We start from the raw sequence: 16,999 nt of genomic DNA on the forward strand, positions 1-16,999 counted from the left end.
GCCCATGCCGGAACTCGAACAGGCCCCCAAACTTGATCAAGCATTGGCCGAAGTCGCCGCCGAAATGGCCGAGCGGACCGATCGTGGCGACGTCGCCACCTACATTCCTCAATTGGGCAAGGTCGATCCAAGGAAATTCGGCATAGCCGCTGTCACCAATGACGGCCGCGTGCTGGTGGCGGGCGATGCCGACCAGCCCTTCTCCATCCAGAGCATCTCGAAGGTGTTCACCTTGACGCTGGCGCTCGGCAATGTCGGCGACGCGCTGTGGAAACGGGTAGGGCGCGAACCTTCGGGCAACCCGTTCAACTCGATCGTCCAGCTCGAGCACGAGAACGGCATTCCGCGCAATCCGTTCATCAATGCCGGCGCCATCGTCATTTCCGACATTCTGCTTGCCGGCCACCAGCCTCGCGAGGCGATCGGCGAGATCCTGCGCTTCATCCAGTTCCTCGCCGACGACGAGACCATCATCATCGACCGCGAGGTCGCCGCATCCGAACGCGCCACCGGCTATCGCAATTTCGCGCTCGCCAACTACATGAAATCCTTCGGCAATCTTCATCATGCGCCGGAACTGGCGCTCGGCGTCTATTTCCATCATTGCGCCATCGCCATGAGTTGCCGGCAACTGGCGATGGCCGGCCGCTTCCTCGCCAATGGCGGCAAGAACCCGGCGACCGGGCATACGGTGGTGTCGGCCGAGCGGGCGCGGCGCATCGGCGCCATGATGCTGACCTGCGGCCACTATGACGGCTCCGGCGATTTCGCCTTCCGTGTCGGCATTCCTGGAAAAAGCGGCGTCGGCGGCGGCATATTGGGCATCGTGCCGGGCGTCGCCTCGCTTGCCGTCTGGTCGCCCGGTCTCAACGCCAACGGCAATTCCAAGCTGGGCTCGATCGCGCTGGAGAAGCTGGCCAGGATGATGAACTGGTCGATCTTCGCGCCATGACTTTCATGATCTGTCGGAACGACGGATATGAAAAATCCCGCGCCGTCTTTCAGGACAGCGCGGGATTATTTTTGTCAGAAAATCAGTTCAAGTAGCGAAAAAGGCTTAGAAAAAGCCCTTCCGCTGCCACCAGCCGGCGCGCTTCGGCTTTTCTTCGGCCTTGGCTTCCGGCTCAGCGGTGACGGTCGAGGAAACCACGGGCACAACCGGTGCATCGATGGCTGCCGGCTTGCGTCGTGACGGTCGGGCCTTTGCAGGCTCTTCCGCGACGGCCGCGACCGCCGTTTCCTCGGCAATAGCCACCGGAGCCTCGACCGGCGTTTCCGCGGCTGCCTCGACGACAGTCGTTTCGGCGACGGCCTCGGCGGCTGCCTTCTTCGGCTTGGCTGCGCGACGCGGCTTCTTGGGCTTTTCGGTGCTCGGCACCTCTTCGCTTACCGCAGCCACCGGCTCTTCCACAGCGACAGCCACCGGCTCGATCGACGCAGGCTCGCTTTCGGAAGCATCAGCCTCGGAAGCCTCTGTCGTTTCGCCGGCACCTGCCTCGGTCTCGCCTTCACCGTCTTCACGGCGATTGCGCTTGCCGCCACGCTTGCCGCGGCGGCGCTTCTTGCCCTGGCCGTCATCCGCAGCCTGCGCCGCCTCGTCAGAGGCGCTGGCAGCGATCGGAGCCGCGTCGTCGGTTTCACCGTCGCCATCATCCGCCGCGTTTGCCGATTCGGCGAAATCGCCGGCCGGAGCGGAGACGGATGAGCCGTCGGCCGGCGCGCCATGTTCGCGATCACGGTCCCTGCCGCCGCGACGTCTGCGACGCTTGCGGCGCTTGCGGTCGCGGCCTTCGCCGTCCTCGGCACCGGCAGCAGGCCGCGGCTGCTGGTTTTGCTGCGGCTGCTGGCGTGGCTGCTCAGCCTGTACCACGACCTCATCATCTTCCTCGACGACGACAATCTCGTCCTCTGGCTCTTCCGGCTCGACATAGGCCGGGAAGCTGCGCGCCTCGACAAAGCCTTCCGGCTTTTCGGCCAGAGCGCCGCGGAAGATCGCATAGTGCTGCGCGCCAACCGTATCGTCGGCTTCGATGGTGATGGTCAGGCCGAAGCGGCTTTCGAGTTCCACCAGTGTGCCGCGCTTGTGGTTGAGCACGTAGAGTGCGGTCGCCGCCGGCGTCCGCACCGTGATGTGGCTGCGCGAATCCTTGAGCAGGAATTCCTCGATCGCCCGCACCACCATCAGCGCGACCGACGAATCGGAGCGCACATGGCCGGTGCCGCCGCAATGCGGGCAGGGCTTCATGGTCGATTCCAGCACGCTGGCGCGGATGCGCTGGCGTGACATCTCCATCAGGCCGAAATGCGAGATTCGGCCGACCTGGATACGGGCACGATCGTTCTTGAGGTGATCCTTCAGCCGCTTCTCGACGGAGCGGTTGTTGCGGTTCTCCTCCATGTCGATGAAGTCGATGACGATCAGGCCAGCCAGATCGCGCAGCCTGAGCTGACGCGCGACTTCCTCGGCCGCTTCCAGATTGGTGTGGAGCGCCGTGTCCTCGATCGAGTGCTCCTTGGTGGAGCGGCCCGAATTGACGTCGATAGCGACCAGCGCCTCGGTCTGGTTGATGATGATGTAGCCGCCGCTCTTCAGCGTCACTTGCGGCTGCAGCATGCGGTCGAGCTGCGCCTCGATGCCGTTGCGCACGAAGATCGGCGTCGTGTCGCGGAACGGCTGAACCACCTTGGCATGGCTCGGCATCAGCATGCGCATGAAGTCCTTGGCCTCGCGGTAGCCCTCCTCGCCGGAGACGAGAATCTCGTCGATATCCTTGTTGTAGAGGTCGCGCACCGAACGCTTGATCAGGCTGCCTTCCTCGTAGACGAGGGCAGGGGCGGTGGACTGGAGCGTGAGATTGCGCACGTTCTCCCAAAGCCGCATCAGATATTCATAGTCGCGCTTGATCTCCGCCTTGGTGCGGCTCTCGCCGGCGGTGCGCAGGATAACGCCCATGCCCTGCGGCACTTCGAGATCGGCGACGACCTCCTTCAGGCGCTTGCGGTCGACCGCGCTGGTGATCTTGCGCGAAATGCCGCCGCCGCGCGCCGTGTTCGGCATCAGCACCGAATAGCGGCCGGCAAGCGACAGATAGGTGGTCAGTGCGGCGCCCTTGTTGCCGCGCTCTTCCTTGACGACCTGCACCAGAAGGATCTGCCGGCGCTTGATCACTTCTTGGATCTTGTACTGGCGGCGCACCGGTTTGCGGCGGTTGCGAACTTCTTCCAGCGCGTCCTCGGCGCCGACCGATTCGATCTCGTGGTCATCGGGATGCGAGGACTGTACTTCCTCCAGCATGCCGCGATCATTGTCGCCGGACGTTGCTTCAGTGCCCTGTTCCGTCTGCGAGACGGGTTCGGAAATCACATCGCCTTCGACCGCGGCGGCGATCGATGTCGGGCCACCCTCGCGGGTGTCGGTTTCGTCTTGCTCGGCGGAACCTTCATCATGGCTGGACGCATCAGCATGCTCTGAATGTTCTGATGTATCGGCCGCGTGTTCGATGATCTCGGAAGTGTGGGAGATCTCCTCGACAACGATGTCGCCATTGTCGCTGCCTTCGACTGCCTCGCCGGAGCCTTCTTCGCCCGCATCGCGCTTGTGCTCACCGCGGTCGCGGCTCTTGCCGCCACGCCGGCGCCCACGCCGTCCGCGCTCGCGGCTCTGGCGATCCTCGCCGTCGCCATCCTCGTCCTCTTCGTCTTCGGCCTCCTGCGCTTCGGCGCGCAGCAGGGCCTGACGGTCGGCGACCGGAATCTGGTAGTAGTCGGGGTGTATTTCACTGAAGGCGAGAAAACCGTGACGGTTGCCGCCATATTCGACAAAGGCTGCCTGAAGGGAGGGTTCGACGCGCGTTACGCGGGCGAGGTAGATGTTTCCTTTGAGCTGCTTCTTGTCCTGGGATTCAAAGTCGAATTCTTCGATACGGTTACCGCGTACGACGACAACGCGTGTTTCCTCCGGGTGGGAGGCGTCTATCAGCATTTTGTTGGGCATTATTTCGTTTCCTCCCGGCAGCCGTCAGCCGCAGCTTGCAAGGCAAAGCCCGCTGCTGCGTGTCTGGAGTGTGGGTGCCGGATGTCTGAATGTCCGCCGGACGGTGCCTGCGCGTCATGGCGGTGCCGCCCGCAGCCATAATGGCGCGGTTTGATGCGGACCTTTCCATGATTGCGCTTGAAGCCATCGTCACCAGCAGAACCTTTTGAACCAAAGCCCGGAAACCGGACCAGCTTGTTTGCTCATACAGAGCCGGCACGGGAACAAACCCGGCCGTTTTCCTCACGCAGGTGATTCCCCCGCCACGGGAGCACGCCTGCGAAATTCGTCGCAATCACCTGAACCCTTTTCGCGTGAAGCGAAAGGAGCCGCCTTTTCATCTGACCCTGTAGCAGGAAGCTGCGGAGGAGGGCGGTTCCAGGATTGCAGTGATCCACTATCGCTTTTATGATTTGACGGGGTGGAAGGCAACCCCGATTTCCGATGCCGGCAAAAAGCAGTTCCGTAGCGTAAGCCTGGGTTCCGAACCTTGCATGAAAAGGCTTGGTTAACCTTCTCTGGATACCAATCGTTAATCGAGTTCGCGGCCTAACCGGCACTTCGACGAAACGAGAGGGCGCCTGGCGCCAAACCGGGAGCGACTGGAAGAGAAATGGGACTGGCAGACTTCACAGACAAGGGATGTCGTGTTGGCGGCCGGATTCTGCACGCCTTCTGTCTCTTGATGCTCTTGGCGATTTCCCAGGCCTTTTCCCCCGTTGCCAACGCCGCAGACGCGCCACTGGTGGCGAAAGGCTACAAGATGGCCGGCGATGCCACCAAGATGCGCATCGTCATGGATTTCGATCGCGAACCGGACATCAAGTGGTTCCTGCTGCGCGGACCCAATCGTCTGGTCATCGATCTGGCGAATACCAGGCTGGCCATTGACGCCAAGGATTTGAAGCCACGCGGCCTGGTCAAGGGCGTGCGCCTGGGCGCGCTCGGCGAGGGCGTTTCGCGGCTCATCCTCACCGGCAAGGGACCGTTCGCCGTCGACAAGCTGGATGTGCTCAAGAATGAGGATGGAACCGGTTACCGCATTGCCATCGACATGTCGGCCGCCTCCGAACGCGAGTTCGACGTCGCCCTTGCTAACCAGGCGCTGACCACCGGCTCGACGGTTTCGACCGACAAGGGCGGGCGGGTTGGTACCGGGCCGGTCTCCAATCCGGGCCACCGCTTCACCGTCGTCATCGATCCCGGCCATGGCGGCGTCGACGGCGGCGCCGAGGGCCTGAACGGCACCATTGAGAAGAACGTCACGCTGGCCTTCGCCACGGAGCTGCGCGACAAGCTCGCCGCGATTGGCAAATACGATGTCTTCATGACCCGTGACACCGATGAATATCTGCGTCTGGACGACCGCGTGCGCATTGCCCGCCAGCATGAAGCCGACCTGCTGATTTCGATCCATGCCGACACAATCAGCGTCAAGGGCATCCGCGGCGCCACTGTCTACACCGTTTCCGACAAGGCGTCGGATCCCCAGGCGCAGGCGCTTGCCGACCGCGAAAATCTCTCCGACCAGTTCGCCGGCATGGTCATCAAGGACGATAACAAGGAAGTGACCGACATCCTGATCGACCTGATCCGCCGCGAGACGCACACTTTTTCGATGAGTTTCGCCCACACGCTGGTCGGCCAGCTGTCGACCAGTGTCGGCCTGATCAACAATCCGCAGCGTTCCGCCGGGTTCAAGGTGCTCAAAGCACCAGACGTGCCGTCCGTTCTGGTCGAACTCGGCTATCTCTCGAATGCCAAGGACGAGGCGCAGCTGCTCGACGCCGAATGGCGCGGCAAGGCCGCCCAAAGCATCACCAACGCCGTCGCGCTGTTCGCTTCCGCCCGGGTCGGACCAGGAACTGGAGGCTGACATGCCTGGCGGCGCCTGCAACCAGGGGCAGCGTTGCCGGATGACAACACCCGGTGCCTTTATTCCACGCAGCCGGTCACGAAATCAGGCCTTGCCGTATTTTGTCCACATGGTGGCGACATGGGTTTTCGATTACGGATTGGGACCGGCTCGAAAGCTTGCGTGGAAGGCGGCTTCGTTTAGGAAATTCCCGAACCAAGGACTGGAGCGGGTATGATTCGTCTCATTGGCTATTTCTTCGGCATCGGCACGACGCTGGCCCTTCTGGCTGCGGCGGGCGTTGCGCTTTACATCGGCCATGTAGCAAAGGATCTGCCTGACTACGAAGTGCTGGCCAAGTACGAGCCGCCGGTGACCACCCGCATTCATGCCTCCGACGGCTCTCTGATGGCGGAGTATGCGCGCGAACGGCGCCTGTATTTGCCGATCCAGGCCATTCCGGACCGCGTCAAGGCGGCCTTTCTGTCAGCCGAGGACAAGAACTTCTACAGCCATCCCGGTGTTGACATAACGGGCCTGGGCCGGGCGGTGCTCACCTATGTTTCGGGTGGACCGATGCAGGGTGGTTCGACGATCACCCAGCAGGTTGCCAAGAACTTCCTTCTCACCAACGAGCGCTCCCTGGAACGCAAGGTCAAGGAGGCCATCCTCTCGTTCCGCATCGAACAGGCCTATTCCAAGGATCGCATCCTTGAGCTCTATCTCAATGAGATTTTCTTTGGCTTCAACGCCTATGGTGTCGCCGGCGCGGCACTCACCTATTTCGACAAATCGGTGAACGAACTGACCGTGGCCGAGGCCGCTTATCTGGCTTCGCTGCCGAAAGGTCCGGCCAACTACAATCCCTTCAAGCATGCCGATCGCGCGATCGAGCGGCGAAACTGGGTCATCGGCCAGATGGTCGAGAACGGTTACGTGACCCCCGAAGAGGGTGCGAAGGCGAAGGCCGAGCCGCTGGGTGTCGCCCCACGCCGCACTGGCTCCTATCTGTTCGCGGGCGAGTATTTCACCGAAGAGGTTCGTCGCCAGATCATCGCCCGCTATGGCGAGAATGCGCTCTACGAGGGCGGTCTTTCCATTCGCACGACCCTTGATCCGAAGGTTCAGCTCATCGCCCGTAAGGCGATGCAGAACGGTTTGATGAAATACGACACGCTGCGCGGCTATCGCGGGCCGGTGACGTCGATTGACGTGTCGAGCGACTGGGGCGTCCCGCTGGGCGCCGTCAAGGGGCTGGAAGACGTTCCCGAATGGTCGCTCGCCGTCGTGCTCGACTCCTCGGCGACCGGCCTCTCGATCGGCCTGCAACCCGCACGCCAGGCGTCGGGTGAGATCGTCAAGGAACGTGTCGAAGGCACCGTCAGCAAGGATGACATGGGTTTCGCCATGCGCCATCTGGTCGACGGCAAGACAGTCAAGGCCAAGTCGCCGGCCGACGTGCTGAAGCCGGGCGACGTCATCTTCGTGCAGAAGAACGATGGTTCCGACAATACCTACAGCCTGCGTCAGGTTCCCGAGGTGGAAGGTGGCCTGATCGCGATGGATCCGCACACCGGCCGCGTGCTGGCCATGGTCGGCGGCTTCTCCTATTCGCAGTCGGAATTCAACCGCGCCACCCAGGCCATGCGCCAGCCGGGCTCCTCGTTCAAGCCGATCGTCTATTCGGCCGCGCTCGACAACGGCTATACGCCGGCCTCGGTGATCATGGACGGACCGATCACCATCCAGAGCGGCAACACGACCTGGACGCCGAAGAACTATGACGGCACCGTCGCCGGGCCGGCAACGCTGCGCTCCGGCATCGAAAAGTCGCGCAACCTGATGACGGTGCGGCTTGCCAACGACATGGGCATGAAGCTGGTCGTCGAATATGCCGAGCGCTTCGGCGTCTATGACCATCTGGCGCCGTATCTGCCGATGGCGCTGGGCTCCGGCGAGACGACCGTCATGCGCATGGTTTCGGCCTATTCGATCATGGCCAATGGCGGCAAATCGATCAAACCATCGCTGATCGACCGCATCCAGGACCGCTACGGCAAGACCGTGTTCAAGCAGGATGAGCGTGGCTGCGAAGGCTGCAACGCGCCTGAATGGAAGAACCAGCCGGAGCCGGAACTGGTCGACACTTCCGAGCAGGTGCTCGATCCGATGACCGCCTACCAGATCACCTCGATGATGGAAGGCGTGGTGCAACGCGGTACCGGCGCCACCATCGGTGAGCTAGGCCGCCACATCGCCGGCAAGACCGGCACCACCAACGACGAGAAGGACGCCTGGTTCATCGGCTACACGCCGAACCTCGTGGTCGGTCTCTACATGGGCTATGACACGCCGCGCGGCCTTGGCCATGGCGCCACCGGCGGCGGTCTCGCCGCCCCGATCTTCAAGGATTTCATGCGTGTGGCGCTGGACGGCACGCCCAATGTCGACTTCAAGGTTCCTGACGGCATGAACCTGGTCGCCATCAATCGCAAGACCGGCATGCGTGCCGCGTCGGGCGATCCGGGCACCATCATCGAGGCCTTCAAGCCGGGCACTGGTCCCGCCGACAGCTACTGGGTGATCGGCATGGGCGCCGACGGCTCCAACGCGTCGGGCGGCCCATTGTCGCCGCAGGCCAACCAGGCCATCCAGGACGGTGGCGGCGGCCTCTACTGACGGGTCAAATGCCGACTGCTGGGCTGGCCTCGGGGCCGGCCCATTTCGCTTTACACATGGCGGCGCCGTCCCTATGTATCGCGCCGACCGAAGTGTCACTTCAGCAACAGGACAAAATACCAGGCCATGCGCGCGGAAACGCAGAATATTGTCGACGAGATCAGGCAGGCGATAACCCTGCTGAGGAGGCATCTTTGACTGGGATCAGGCCATAAAGCGGCTTGAATACCTGAATGTCCGCGCCGAGGACGCCAGCCTCTGGAACGAACCGCTGGAAGCGCAGAAGCTGATGCGCGAACGCCAGGGCCTCGAGGAAGGCATCGCGTCGGTCAAGGGTCTGACGCAAGCGCTGGAAGACAATATCGGCCTGATCGAGCTCGGCGAGGAAGAGGGCGACGAGGGCGTCATCGCCGAGGCTGAGGCGGCGATCCGCTCCATGCAGGGCGAGGCGAAGGCCCGCCAGGTCGAAACGCTGCTGTCGGGCGAGGCTGACGCCAACGACACCTATCTCGAAGTCCATGCCGGCGCCGGCGGCACCGAGAGCCAGGACTGGGCCTCGATGCTGTTGCGCATGTACACGCGCTGGGCCGAACGGCGTCGCTTCAAGGTCGAGGTGCTGGAAATGCATGACGGCGAAGAAGCAGGCATCAAGTCCGCCACGCTGCTGATCAAGGGCCACAATGCCTATGGCTGGCTGAAGACGGAATCGGGTGTCCATCGCCTGGTTCGTATTTCGCCGTATGACAGCAATGCGCGCCGCCATACATCCTTCTCCAGCATCTGGGTCTATCCAGTCGTAGATGACAGGATCGAGATCGATGTTTCAGAATCCGATGTCCGCATCGACACATATCGCTCGTCCGGTTCGGGAGGCCAGCACGTCAACACCACCGACTCGGCGGTCCGCATCACCCATATCGCCACCGGCATCGCGGTTGCCTGCCAGGCCGAACGCTCACAGCACAAGAACAAGGCGAAGGCCTGGGAAATGCTGCGCTCGCGCCTCTACGAGGAAGAGCTGAAGAAGCGCGAGGCGGTGGCCAACGCCACCGAGGCGTCGAAGAGCGACATCGGCTGGGGTCACCAGATCCGCTCCTACGTGCTGCAGCCCTACCAGCTGGTGAAGGATCTGCGCACAGGCGTCGAGAGCACCAGCCCGTCGAGCGTGCTCGACGGCGACCTCGACGACTTCATGGAAGCCTCGCTGTCGCAGCGCATCGAGGGCGGCGCGGGTGAGGCCGTGGCCGATCTGGACTAGCGCCGTCCGCCGCCAAACCTGGAGTGTGACCGCTCGCACTGGACGAAGCGGGCCATCACCAACGACTGCCGTAGTTGTGATTTCACCTGGTTGCTGCCTTGGGTGGGCCGGCGGCAACAGGTCGTCCGGCCACGCAGCAATTTCTTGCGCCGACTCACATTTCGGCTCACCATCGGACGCAGGAGGAGACAAAAGCATTTATGGCCGGTCGCGGCATATCTGCTGACGATTGGCCGCTGGGAAGACACGTTCCGGGAACGGGCAAGCGAAACGCTTGAACCTCGTTTGAAAGGAACGTTCCCATGTCTGCTGCCAGTTCCAGATCGGCCATCGCCGTTCCATCGGTTGGCCAGCTTGTCATTCCCCTTTGCGCGGCGATCGCGCTGCTGTCGGCGCCGGCCCTGGCGCATGACGCGAAGCCGACCGCGGCCAAGCCGCAAGGCTGGGCTTATCCGTTTGCCTGCTGCGCGAATTACGATTGCCACGAGGTGTCGCAAACCTCGATCAGCGAGCGCCCGGAAGGCTATGTCATCAAGGACACCGGGGAGGTGGTCGCGTATAGCGACAGACGGATCAAGGATTCGCCCGACGGAGAATTCCATTGGTGCGCGCATCAAGCAGGGCTCGATGCCGGAAAGACCATCTGCCTGTTCGTGCCGCCATCGTCTTACTGAGTTTGCTGCCGGCTGTTCAGGGCGTAAAGCCTGCTGACAGACAGTTGTCAGGATCGCTTCTTTATGGTGCCCTGCCGCATGGGCGGCCGACAATGGAGAGGTGATGTTGATGACCATCAAGGCAAGCTGCCACTGCAAGGCGACGACATTCGAGGTTTCAGAGGCACCGCAGACGGTGACGCAATGCACCTGTTCGTTCTGCTCGAAACGCGGCTCGCTCTGGGCCTATTACATCCCATCACAATTCAAGCTCACCAGCCCGCAGGAAAACGTTTCTGTCTATGAGTGGGGCTCGAAAACCGTAAAGCACGGCTTTTGCGCCACCTGCGGCTGCGGCACCTTCACGCAAACGCCGGATTGGTCGACCGGCAAGCCGGATTTCGACAATCCCAAGATCAGCGTCAATTCGCGGCTGTTCGATGATTTCGATCTCGACACCGTGGAAGTGGTGGTCATTGACGGCAAGAATCTCTGGTAGCTGGCCAAGGTGATCGTCACCTAACAGACCCCGGGAAAAGCCGTCGCGGGCATCTTTCCCGTTCCGCTTTTCGCCGCAATTCATGGTACAAGTCGCGGGAAGGGCTGATTTGGCGCCGTCGAAAAAGGCGCGACTTGGAGAGGGACCATCTATGAAGAAGACCGTGCTCGTCGTCGTGGCGACGGCTTTGCTCGTGAGCGCTTGCACCACGACCGACCCATATACCGGTGACCAGAAGATTTCCAACACCGCCGCGGGTGCCGGTCTTGGTGCCCTGGCGGGTGCCAGCCTTGGTCTGCTTGCCGGCGGTAATGACCGCCGCAACGCGCTGATCGGCGCCGGCATCGGTGCACTGGCCGGCGGTGCAATCGGCGCCACTATGGATCAGAACGAAGCTGAACTGCGTCGGCAGCTCGAGGGCACTGGCGTCAGCGTCACCCGCAGTGGCGACCAGATCATCCTCAACATGCCGTCTGACATCACCTTCAACATCGATCAGGATGCGGTGAAGCCTGGCTTCTATCCGGTGCTGAATTCGGTCGCTCTGGTGCTGAAGAAGTTCAAGCAGACCACGGTCGACGTGTTCGGCCATACCGATTCGACCGGCGGCGAACAGCACAATTTCGATCTGTCGCAGCGCCGCGCACTGGCGGTCGCCAACTATCTGTCCGGTCAGGGCGTCGATCAACGCCGCTTCGCGGTCACCGGCTTCGGCAAGACGCGTCCGATCGCATCCAATGCGACGGCCGCCGGCCGCGAGCAGAACCGCCGCGTCGAAATCCAGCTGTCGCCGCTCACCTGAGCGGTATCGATCAGAAACGAAAACGGCCCCGCAAGGGGCCGTTTTTGTTTGAGGACGTCGACGCTCTTCAGATACGGCGCCAGAGTATTAGCTAGTTCTAATTAACGACTTTCCCGCGGTCATGGAAAGGAATAGCATCGTCCCGTTCCTGAGGGGATGAGGCGGTACAACTGGCCGCGCTATAAGCATTTTTCCGCCTCGGTCTTGCACGGCCAGATCAGAAAGTCTGGGAGGAATGCATGACAAGAACAGGCCTAGGGCGCTGCGGCGTCCTCGTTTTGACCGGTGTTGCAGGCGCATGGTTGGGGGTCGCTACGGCTTGGGCCGAGGACGCCAACAAGGCCGACATCGATGCCTTGAAAAAGTCGCTCGCCAAATATGAGGACTACACCGCCGCCGTTCGCGACCTCTATCTGTCGACCGTCGGCTGCGTCTACTACAGCGGAGAAAAGATACCGGGCTCGATGGAATACCCGAAAGGCGCCATGGGCATCCATTTCGTCAACGTTCCAAGTGTTGGCCAGAAACTCGACCCGATGAAGCCCAACGTCCTGATCTACGAGCCGACCAAGAAAGGCCTGAAGTTGGTCGGCGTGGAATGGCTGGTGCCGCTGACGCCGGACGTCAAAGCGCCGCCGAAGCTGTTTGGCCAGACCTTCATGGGTCCGATGGAGGGACACTATCCGCTCATTCCGAGGGAGTTCGTCCACTACGATCTTCACGCCTGGCTGTTCAGGGACAATCCGAACGGCATGTTCAGTCCGACGAACCCGAACGTGAAATGCACCAAGGCCGACTTTCCGATGCTGGAGAAACCGACCAAGATGATGCCCGGGCCGATGTAACGGCCGAGCTGAGCCAGAAGCTTACCGCGAAGGCAAGCCGGATCGCTGGCTTGCCTTCCAAAGCAGACGGAGATCAGACCTTTGCGACGATGCGCATGAAGGCCGGCATGTCATCGCCAAAGCCAACGGTGGTGTCGTTGTCTTCCTGGTGGCGGTGACGGGCAGGGCGGTTGCTATCGCGCTGCGGCCTGGTGTCGCCCCGCTCCGGTGCGCGCTGTTCGTTGCGATCGGAGGATTTGCGTTCGGTGTTTTCCGAACGGATCGCCTCCTTGCGCGCACGCCTTTCGCCAATGTCGGCGACGGGCGTCTCAGCCACATCGGGCTGTTCCTGCTGTGCGACCACCGGCGAGGCATCTTCCTCGCTGTGTTTGGCGCGACGTTCGCCGCCCTTCTTGCGTTCGCCCCTGTCCTTGCGATCGTCGTCCTTGCGGCCGGCACGGCGCGGCGCGCCTTTGCCACGGCGCGGAGCATCGTCCTCGCCGCCTTCGCTGGCCACGACCGTCGACAGGTCGCCGTCATGCCACTCGATCTTGTTGCCGATCAGCCGTTCGATGGCGTCGATGTATTTGGTGTCCGACTTGGTCGCGATGGTGAAGGATTTGCCGGAGCGCCCGGCGCGACCGGTGCGGCCGATGCGGTGGACATAGTCCTCGGCATGGATCGGCACGTCATAGTTGAAGACGTGGCTGACATCGGGGATGTCGAGGCCGCGCGCGGCGACGTCCGAAGCCACGAGATAACGAAGCTTGCCGTCACGGAAATTGGCCAGCATCTGCATGCGGGCGCGCTGGTCCATGTCGCCATGCAGGGCGCCGGCATCGAAATCATACTTCAGCAGCGAGCGGAACAACTCCGACACTTCGACCTTGCGGTTGCAGAAGATGATGGCGTTCTTCAACTCCGCGTCTTCAGCCTTGATGAGGTTGCGCAACGTTTCGCGCTTGTCCCAGGGCTTCGAGCCGGACTTCACCAGCCGCTGGATAATGTTGGTTGCGGCGGACGCAGCCTTCGAAACCTCGACGCGCACGGGCGCGTGCAGGAATTTTTCCGTCAGCTTGGTGATTTCCGGCGGCATGGTCGCCGAGAAGAACAGCGTCTGCCGGGTGAACGGGATCATTTCGCAGATGCGCTCGATATCGGGAATGAAGCCCATGTCGAGCATGCGGTCGGCCTCGTCGATAACGAGGATCTCGACGCCGTTGAGCAGCAGCTTGCCGCGTTCGCGGTGGTCGAGCAGACGGCCAGGCGTCGCGATCAGCACGTCGGCGCCACGCTCCAGCTTCTTGTCCTGCTCGTCGAACGACACGCCGCCGATCAAAAGCGCGATGTTGAGCTTGTGGTTCTTGCCGTATCGGATGAAATTCTCTTCGACCTGGGCGGCGAGTTCGCGCGTCGGTTCCAGGATCAGCGTGCGCGGCATGCGGGCGCGTGCCCGGCCTTTTTCGAGGCGGGTCAGCATCGGCAACACAAAGGAAGCCGTCTTGCCGGTGCCGGTCTGGGCGATGCCCAGAATATCCTTGCCGAGCAAGGCGTGCGGGATCGCACCAGCCTGGATCGGCGTCGGCTGGGTGTAGCCGGCATCGGTGACTGCGGAAAGGACCTTCGGCGACAGGCCGAGGTCTGCGAAGGTCAACGCTTCTTGAGCGGTCGTGGTGTCTGAGGACAAGTGTTGTTGTCTTTGGCTGGTTCGGGGAAGCGCAACGGCGTCTGTCGCGGCAAGCGCCACGCGCCTGCAAGATTGGTATTGCGATTAGGCGCAAGTCCGCGATTTGTCAACAGAAACGGGCGGGATTGGCACGATTGTGAAGTTGTAACCTTAATCGCGATGGTTAATCCGGCCGCTTGTCTGTGTGCCGGCTCAGTAACGGAACTGTTCGGCCAGGATGCGCTCGTTCCAGGAATGATTGGGATCGAACAGCAACGTCGCCGTCGCGGTCGGCGATTCCCGTACCGTCACCGAAGTCACCGCCTTGACCTCGGTGTGATCGGCGGCGGCGTTCACCGGCCGCTTTTCCGGCTCGAGAATGTCGAAGCGCACGGTTGCCTTGTTGGAGAGCAACGCGCCACGCCAGCGGCGCGGGCGAAACGGGCTGACTGGGGTCAGCGCCAGCAGCGGTGCGTCGAGTGGCAAGATCGGGCCGTGTGCGGAGAGATTGTAGGCGGTGGATCCGGCTGGCGTGGCGATCATGACGCCGTCGCAGCTCAGTTCTTCGAGCCGGATCTGTTCATCGACGCTGATGCGGATCTTGGCTGTCTGATAGGATTGGCGCCACAGCGCAACTTCGTTGATCGCCAGCGCCGAAACGGTCTCGCCTTCCGAGGTGACGGCCAGCATTTCCAGCGGGCGGATGGTTTCGGCGACCGCAGCCGCGATTCGCTCGGTCAGCCCCCCGGAACGGTACTCATTCATCAGGAACCCGATGGTGCCACGGTTCATGCCGTAGACCTTCTTTCCGGTTCCCATCGTGTCGCGTAAAGTCTGCAGAAGGAAGCCGTCGCCGCCCAGGGCCACCACGACTGCGGCCTCCGCGATCGAAGATTGGCCATAACGCGCCGACAGACTTTCCAGCGCCGCCTTGGCGTCTGCTGTGTCGGACGAGACGAAGGCGATGCTGTTGGCGGCTGTGCTCATGGCTCCCCGATCGCGACCGATTGGCGGCGGGTCTGGTCGCGCCAGCGCCGGGGTAGCATGGTGCGGGCGGCTCTGCAAAGAGAGCCGTTGCGCCGGTGGGTAAAGCCATGCCGCGACGGCGTCGCCAGCACCGGCAGGTCGCGCTTCATGACATGGCGCGCGCGAATGTGATGGTTAAGGCGGGGCTTAAACTCTCGTAAAGGCGGATCGATCATGTTAGCCGGGATGGATGGCGTGGGGGCGCCCGCAGCACCGCAAGTATCCTTCGGGATGCCAAAGGACGCTGTGGCACTTTTGATTTGTGCGCATGATCCCATGGACGAACCTAGATGTTCGGGGGCACGCACCAACCAGACGAGGCCGACATATTGCCGGTAGCACGCCTGATCATCGTCTTTCTCATGCTGGGTAGCTTCGCGCTGGTCTTCGCCGAGCTTGTGCGGCAGTCGGAAGCAATGAGTAACAGACCGCTGCCCACGGCGTCACGCTGTGGCGATGCCAGCGGCATGCCTTGCCCGCAACGGGCACTGTAACCGCGGAGTAACCGCGAAAATTCATTTTCCCTATCCGCACCCAAGGTTTCGTCCTCGGGCGACCAGTCATCGGCTGGCGCAGGACAAGTTTGATCGTTGCAATTGCGGCAGCGATGAAAGCACTGGTAGAAGACACTCGGATCTGGATAGGACCTTGGTCCCATCGTCCTGGAAAACAAGCCCTGCGGCGCGTTGGCCGGTCGAGTTTTCTGGAAGGGAGTGTGGATGGCGCGCAGCGTGTTGGTTTCTGGGGGCTGCGGCTTCATTGGCTCCCACCTTGTCGATCGCCTGCTGCGGCGCGATGATCTGGAAACGCTTGTCGTCGTCGACAATCTGTGGACCGGATTGCGCGACAACCTTGCCCATGTCGCGGACCCGCGGTTCAGCCTGCAAATTGCCGATGCCGAAAGCTTCACGGCCGGCCGGCATTTCGATGAGATCATCCATCTGGCGTCACCGGCTTCGCCCGTATGGTACATGCGCGAGCCGGCTCGCACGATCAAGGCCAACATAGGCGGCGCGCTCAATCTTCTATCGCTGCTCAGGCCCGGCGGTCGCTTCTGCTTCGCCTCGACCTCGGAAGTCTATGGCGATCCCATGGTGTCGCCCCAACCGGAGAGCTACCGGGGATCCGTGGACTGCACCGGGCCAAGGGCGTCCTATGATGAAAGCAAGCGCTGCACCGAAGCGCTGCTGTTCGAAGAGCAACGCGTCAATGGGCTCGATGTCCGCGTCGTCAGGTTGTTCAACACCTATGGGCCGCGAACGCGCATCGATGATGGCCGCGCTGTTTCGAATTTTGTCAGCCAGGCCCTGACCACTGGAATCCTGACCGTCTATGGCGACGGCTCGCAATCGCGCAGCTGGGGTTACGTCGACGATATCGTCGATGGGTTGGAGCGTTTCTTCTGGCGTGACAGCATCTCGCACCGCGGCCCCTTGAACATCGGCAACAATCGTGAGGTCTCGGTTCTCGAGACCGCGAAATTCGTCAGTTCGCTTGTGGCTGGCAGCCGCATCGAACACCATGCGCCTGCCCTGCAAGATCCGACGAACCGGTGCCCGGACTTGACCCTGGCAAGGCAGGTTCTTCCCGGATGGGAGGCAAAGACCAGTTACCAGGAAGGGATACGGCGCACTTTCGAATGGTTTCGCCGACAGATGGCGACTGACGGCAGATCGGCGGCCTCAGCCTGAGCCTGGGGCCCGA

13 protein-coding genes are annotated in these 16,999 nt (G+C 62.1%); 10 read left to right on the forward strand and 3 right to left on the reverse strand.

Going from position 1 to position 16,999, the window contains the following annotated elements; genetic code table 11:
* Window positions 1-4 precede the first annotated feature (4 nt).
* Window positions 5-952 carry a glutaminase gene (locus AC1DX4_RS17020; RefSeq protein WP_477221398.1) on the forward strand — a complete coding sequence of 316 codons (948 nt, stop codon included), beginning with the start codon at window positions 5-7 and terminating at the stop codon, window positions 950-952.
* A 105-nt stretch (window positions 953-1,057) separates the two neighbouring features.
* On the opposite strand, the gene AC1DX4_RS17025 is transcribed toward AC1DX4_RS17020, so the two are convergent.
* Window positions 1,058-3,994, reverse strand: coding sequence for an Rne/Rng family ribonuclease (locus AC1DX4_RS17025; RefSeq protein WP_477221399.1), 2,937 nt, complete (start codon window positions 3,992-3,994; stop codon window positions 1,058-1,060).
* Window positions 3,995-4,646: 652 nt separating this feature from the next.
* Here AC1DX4_RS17025 and AC1DX4_RS17030 point away from each other — a divergent pair.
* The 7 genes from AC1DX4_RS17030 to AC1DX4_RS17060 all read left to right on the forward strand — a co-directional run bounded on the left by AC1DX4_RS17030 (window position 4,647) and on the right by AC1DX4_RS17060 (window position 12,624).
* On the forward strand, window positions 4,647-5,909 hold the full coding sequence (locus tag AC1DX4_RS17030; RefSeq protein ID WP_477221400.1) for an N-acetylmuramoyl-L-alanine amidase: 1,263 nt from the start codon (window positions 4,647-4,649) through the stop codon (window positions 5,907-5,909).
* Between the two features lie 213 nt (window positions 5,910-6,122).
* Window positions 6,123-8,567, forward strand: coding sequence for a penicillin-binding protein 1A (locus tag AC1DX4_RS17035; RefSeq protein WP_477221401.1), 2,445 nt, complete (start codon window positions 6,123-6,125; stop codon window positions 8,565-8,567).
* A gap of 126 nt (window positions 8,568-8,693) precedes the next feature.
* Window positions 8,694-9,825 (forward strand): peptide chain release factor 2 gene (gene prfB / locus AC1DX4_RS17040; RefSeq protein ID WP_477221402.1). Its coding sequence is split into 2 segments (ribosomal slippage): window positions 8,694-8,759 and window positions 8,761-9,825, totalling 1,131 coding nucleotides; the frame shifts between segments, so codons are not numbered across the junction.
* Window positions 9,826-10,127: 302 nt separating this feature from the next.
* A complete protein-coding gene (locus AC1DX4_RS17045; protein WP_477221403.1) occupies window positions 10,128-10,499 on the forward strand; it encodes a hypothetical protein in 372 nt (123 codons plus the stop codon).
* A gap of 109 nt (window positions 10,500-10,608) precedes the next feature.
* Window positions 10,609-10,977: a GFA family protein gene (locus AC1DX4_RS17050; protein ID WP_477221471.1), complete on the forward strand. Its 369-nt coding sequence runs from the start codon at window positions 10,609-10,611 to the stop codon at window positions 10,975-10,977.
* Window positions 10,978-11,128: 151 nt separating this feature from the next.
* Window positions 11,129-11,779: a YiaD family glycine zipper/OmpA-like lipoprotein gene (locus tag AC1DX4_RS17055; RefSeq protein ID WP_477221404.1), complete on the forward strand. Its 651-nt coding sequence runs from the start codon at window positions 11,129-11,131 to the stop codon at window positions 11,777-11,779.
* A gap of 239 nt (window positions 11,780-12,018) precedes the next feature.
* Window positions 12,019-12,624 (forward strand): hypothetical protein, encoded by a 606-nt coding sequence (locus tag AC1DX4_RS17060; RefSeq protein WP_477221405.1) that lies wholly within the window; start codon window positions 12,019-12,021, stop codon window positions 12,622-12,624.
* Between the two features lie 73 nt (window positions 12,625-12,697).
* Here AC1DX4_RS17060 and AC1DX4_RS17065 read toward each other — a convergent pair whose 3' ends face one another.
* Together AC1DX4_RS17065 and AC1DX4_RS17070 are read right to left on the reverse strand one after the other, a co-directional pair.
* Window positions 12,698-14,290 (reverse strand): DEAD/DEAH box helicase, encoded by a 1,593-nt coding sequence (locus tag AC1DX4_RS17065; protein WP_475450982.1) that lies wholly within the window; start codon window positions 14,288-14,290, stop codon window positions 12,698-12,700.
* Between the two features lie 192 nt (window positions 14,291-14,482).
* A complete protein-coding gene (locus AC1DX4_RS17070) occupies window positions 14,483-15,256 on the reverse strand; it encodes an NAD kinase (RefSeq protein WP_477221406.1) in 774 nt (257 codons plus the stop codon).
* Between the two features lie 329 nt (window positions 15,257-15,585).
* Between AC1DX4_RS17070 and AC1DX4_RS17075 the strand changes: the two genes are divergently transcribed.
* Together AC1DX4_RS17075 and AC1DX4_RS17080 are read left to right on the forward strand one after the other, a co-directional pair.
* Window positions 15,586-15,789 (forward strand): hypothetical protein, encoded by a 204-nt coding sequence (locus AC1DX4_RS17075; RefSeq protein ID WP_477221407.1) that lies wholly within the window; start codon window positions 15,586-15,588, stop codon window positions 15,787-15,789.
* Between the two features lie 225 nt (window positions 15,790-16,014).
* Window positions 16,015-16,986 carry an NAD-dependent epimerase/dehydratase family protein gene (locus tag AC1DX4_RS17080; protein ID WP_477221408.1) on the forward strand — a complete coding sequence of 324 codons (972 nt, stop codon included), beginning with the start codon at window positions 16,015-16,017 and terminating at the stop codon, window positions 16,984-16,986.
* Window positions 16,987-16,999 lie beyond the last annotated feature (13 nt).

This window comes from Mesorhizobium sp. P3_A8 (genome assembly GCF_056402995.1).

Excerpts from the sequence above, each read along its gene's own strand:
- AC1DX4_RS17020 (WP_477221398.1), top strand. The coding sequence starts at position 5 with ATGCCGGAACTCGAACAGGCCCCCAAACTTGATCAAGCATTGGCCGAA.
- AC1DX4_RS17025 (WP_477221399.1), bottom strand. The coding sequence starts at position 3,994 with ATGCCCAACAAAATGCTGATAGACGCCTCCCACCCGGAGGAAACACGC.
- AC1DX4_RS17030 (WP_477221400.1), top strand. The coding sequence starts at position 4,647 with ATGGGACTGGCAGACTTCACAGACAAGGGATGTCGTGTTGGCGGCCGG.
- AC1DX4_RS17035 (WP_477221401.1), top strand. The coding sequence starts at position 6,123 with ATGATTCGTCTCATTGGCTATTTCTTCGGCATCGGCACGACGCTGGCC.
- AC1DX4_RS17045 (WP_477221403.1), top strand. The coding sequence starts at position 10,128 with ATGTCTGCTGCCAGTTCCAGATCGGCCATCGCCGTTCCATCGGTTGGC.
- AC1DX4_RS17050 (WP_477221471.1), top strand. The coding sequence starts at position 10,609 with ATGACCATCAAGGCAAGCTGCCACTGCAAGGCGACGACATTCGAGGTT.
- AC1DX4_RS17055 (WP_477221404.1), top strand. The coding sequence starts at position 11,129 with ATGAAGAAGACCGTGCTCGTCGTCGTGGCGACGGCTTTGCTCGTGAGC.
- AC1DX4_RS17060 (WP_477221405.1), top strand. The coding sequence starts at position 12,019 with ATGACAAGAACAGGCCTAGGGCGCTGCGGCGTCCTCGTTTTGACCGGT.
- AC1DX4_RS17070 (WP_477221406.1), bottom strand. The coding sequence starts at position 15,256 with ATGAGCACAGCCGCCAACAGCATCGCCTTCGTCTCGTCCGACACAGCA.
- AC1DX4_RS17075 (WP_477221407.1), top strand. The coding sequence starts at position 15,586 with ATGTTCGGGGGCACGCACCAACCAGACGAGGCCGACATATTGCCGGTA.
- AC1DX4_RS17080 (WP_477221408.1), top strand. The coding sequence starts at position 16,015 with ATGGCGCGCAGCGTGTTGGTTTCTGGGGGCTGCGGCTTCATTGGCTCC.